Origin of the sequence: Coleofasciculus sp. (assembly GCF_046565525.1) — a bacterium.
In the GTDB taxonomy this organism is placed as follows: Bacteria; Cyanobacteriota; Cyanobacteriia; order Cyanobacteriales; family Coleofasciculaceae; genus Coleofasciculus.
On the sequence record NZ_JBKHUP010000223.1, the window covers coordinates 1 to 2,929 of the forward strand.

General features: G+C 48.9%; 2 protein-coding genes and 2 pseudogenes. All 4 read left to right on the forward strand.

Features of this window, described 5'->3' with window-relative positions:
- The first annotated feature begins 94 nt into the window (after window positions 1-94).
- The 4 genes and pseudogenes from ACLGGO_RS35230 (at window position 95) to ACLGGO_RS35245 (ending at window position 2,872) form a co-directional block, all read left to right on the forward strand.
- Complete coding sequence (locus tag ACLGGO_RS35230; protein ID WP_446422804.1) at window positions 95-832, forward strand: CPBP family intramembrane glutamic endopeptidase; 738 nt, start codon at window positions 95-97, stop codon at window positions 830-832.
- A 28-nt stretch (window positions 833-860) separates the two neighbouring features.
- Window positions 861-1,651: pseudogene (locus ACLGGO_RS35235) on the forward strand (CPBP family intramembrane glutamic endopeptidase).
- A gap of 143 nt (window positions 1,652-1,794) precedes the next feature.
- Window positions 1,795-2,082, forward strand: coding sequence for a hypothetical protein (locus ACLGGO_RS35240; protein ID WP_446422805.1), 288 nt, complete (start codon window positions 1,795-1,797; stop codon window positions 2,080-2,082).
- A gap of 292 nt (window positions 2,083-2,374) precedes the next feature.
- Window positions 2,375-2,872 (forward strand): annotated as a pseudogene (locus ACLGGO_RS35245) (GOLPH3/VPS74 family protein).
- Window positions 2,873-2,929: the final 57 nt, after the last annotated feature.

Genomic DNA, 2,929 nt, shown 5'->3' on the forward strand with positions numbered 1-2,929 from the left:
TTCTATTCTGCGCATGAAAACTTCTACTTTTCCCCTTCAAATTAGCTTCTCAAATTAGTTTGTGAGAAATGCGGGATCAAAGGAGTCAATCACCATGTCTAAAGTGTCTTCTGACCACCCGCACACGCCAGGGAAGCCCCCCGGTATGTCCCCGGCTCGGACTAGCAAGACCTCCCGTCCGGGCTGGCCCGAAATTATCGTCGGACTCGTCGTCTATTTAATCGTAGGGTTCGGAGTCCGGCTGTTCGAGCAATTCGGTCTTGACCCCGTGGTTCACGGTCTGATCTTGACTGCATGGACTGGCGTCGCCACGCTGATCGCGTTCGCAGTGGCTGCGCGGCTGCGGATTCGTTCCCTGAGTGCCTTCGGCGTGCGTCGAACCTCCGGACGCTGGCTCCTGATCGGCGTCGGAGTAGGACTGGTTGCCTTCGTGCTCAAGAGCCTGGCGATCCTAGCCTGGGTTCAGATCACTGGGGACACGAACAATGTCCAGGATGTTTACGGAGATGGCGCTCGCGGCGGGTTACTGTCTCTGGTTTTGAGCACGGTGTTCATTGCCGTCTTCTCACCCCTTGGTGAGGAACTGCTCTACCGAGGCATCATCACCAACGCGCTGCTGCGCTACGGCCCGTTCGTTGGGGTCGTGGGCAGCACTGTGATCTTCGCTCTCATGCATGGGATCAACATCATCTTTCCCGCTGCTGTGGTGGCTGGTCTCGCCACCGCCGAGGTTTTCCGCCGCAGCGGATCGATCTGGCCCGGTCTCGTCGTCCACTTCGTTTTTAACCTGCCCTCGTTCCTGTTAATGATGTTGTTTGCCAGCACGGGCTGATAAGACGGATCATCTGGAAATTAAACCAATGGCAATTCTGAAACAATTCGGGATTTTATTTGTATTGGGTAGTGTAGGAATTGTGATGTTCACGATCACGTCTATTCCTTTAATCGAGCAACAGTTAGCGAAACTGTCTCCAGAAACACTGGAAAAAGTGCAACCATTGTGGGTCTTAATGCTTCTGCAAGGACTACAGTATTCAATTCTACTGGCAACCAGCATTCTGATTGGGATTGGCTGTGCCTACCGCGTTGGATTACACTCCCATTTGATTGATCATTGGGTGTTTCATACCGCTAAGTCTCTACGTTTGCCGTTGAGATGAAGTGGAGTTTGGGTGTCGGCGCAGCAGCGGCGATCGTTCTCTTGTTGCTCGATCGGTTGATGCAACCTGCCCTACCTGAAGCGCTACAGGCAGCCAATAATACAGAACGAAGTTGGTTGAATTTGCTCACAGCAATGTCCTATGGCGGCATCACTGAGGAAATTTTGATGCGTTGGGGTTTAATGTCGCTGCTTGTTTGGATCGCGTGGAAGGTTTTAAAACAAGGCGTTACATTGCCGAGCCAAGGGATTTACCAGGGTGCGATCGTTCTAGCCGCGTTGGTATTTGGACTGCTACACCTGCCAGCGACTGCCGCGATCGTTCCCCTCACTCCAGTTGTGATTATTCGGGCGTTGTTACTGAATGGAATTGCGGGGATCGCGTTTGGCTGGCTCTTTTGGCAATATTCGCTAGAGGCTGCAATGTTAGCCCATATCAGCTTTCATGCTTTTGCCTTTGTTCTTAGCGGTTTACTGGCAAGGTTGGCTTAAGTTTTGGAATAGATCTCGTAGGGCTAGCACTGCCCACAAAGCTTTACCGTGAAAGGCTTTAAAAAGAAAGGTTTTTAAAATGGTGGGCGATGCCCACTACTTGAATTGATGCTCAACTCTACAGTTTTAAGGTGGTAAATCAAATGATTAAGTACAAAGATTTTGCGCCTCGGATTACTGAACGGGGACCCTTCGGCGGACCTTCCGATTACGAATCCTTCTCTGAGGTTGTGAGTGAGGTCAATCAGTGGATCGAAAGTACAACGATACAGGTGATCAATGTTGAAACTGTTGTTTTACCCGATCGCATTGAAGGCACAAGCGATGGTGTCTACGGAGTGACGACCAGCAATGCTTTCCACCCAGTGATGATCAGCCAGGGCGTTACAGTCAATTGCTTTCAATGTGTGCGTGTTTGGTACAGAGAATAAGCTTCACCGGAGAAAGTAAGAAATGAGCAAGTTCAATTTCAACCCTCAATCTTTATCCTTACTCATACACAGTAGAGACAAACACAGTAGAGACAAAACCTTTGTGATGAGGATAAGTGGCTATCACCACCCATCTATTACTAACGATCGCCACAGCATTGCTCGCAGGTTTATTCGCATAGGCACATGGACAGAAGCAACTTAAGATCCTTACCTTTCGGCATCAAACTTGCGATTAGCGCCAAGGCGCAACTCCGAAGGAACCGCAGCACACCTCAATCAGGAATTCATCATGCAATATCTTTCACAGGACTTAATCCTTCTTGCACTCAATCCCCAAACTGGGAAAACTCGCTTCTCTTTCTACGCGGCGCTCGAATATGGCTTGGTCGGTTCTTTATTACTAGACTTAGTACTGCAAGGCAAACTTGAGATCGACAACGACAATCGTCTGATCGGTGCGATCGCAGGTAACACAGGCGATGAATTCTTAGATCGACACCTCAATTAGGTTCTGGCATCGTCTCGTCCTCGAACTGCAAGGTTCTGGATTACTCGTTGGAGACGAAGATACAGATGGTTTCAGCCGATTGTGTTGCAGAACTTAGTTGATTTAGGTGTTTTGCAACGACAAGAGCAACGCATTCTTGGACTGTTCCCAACGCAGCGATATTTTCTAACCGATGAATCCATTCAACGCGAGATTGTCCAGCAAGTTCGTGCAGCCGTGTTAGAAGGCACTGGACTGGATTCTCGCATGGCAGCATTGATTAAGCTGTTCGGCATTTAAATAGGGTATAATTAAAATAGGAAATCCGAAGAACAAAAAAAATATGCCAGCCAAAGA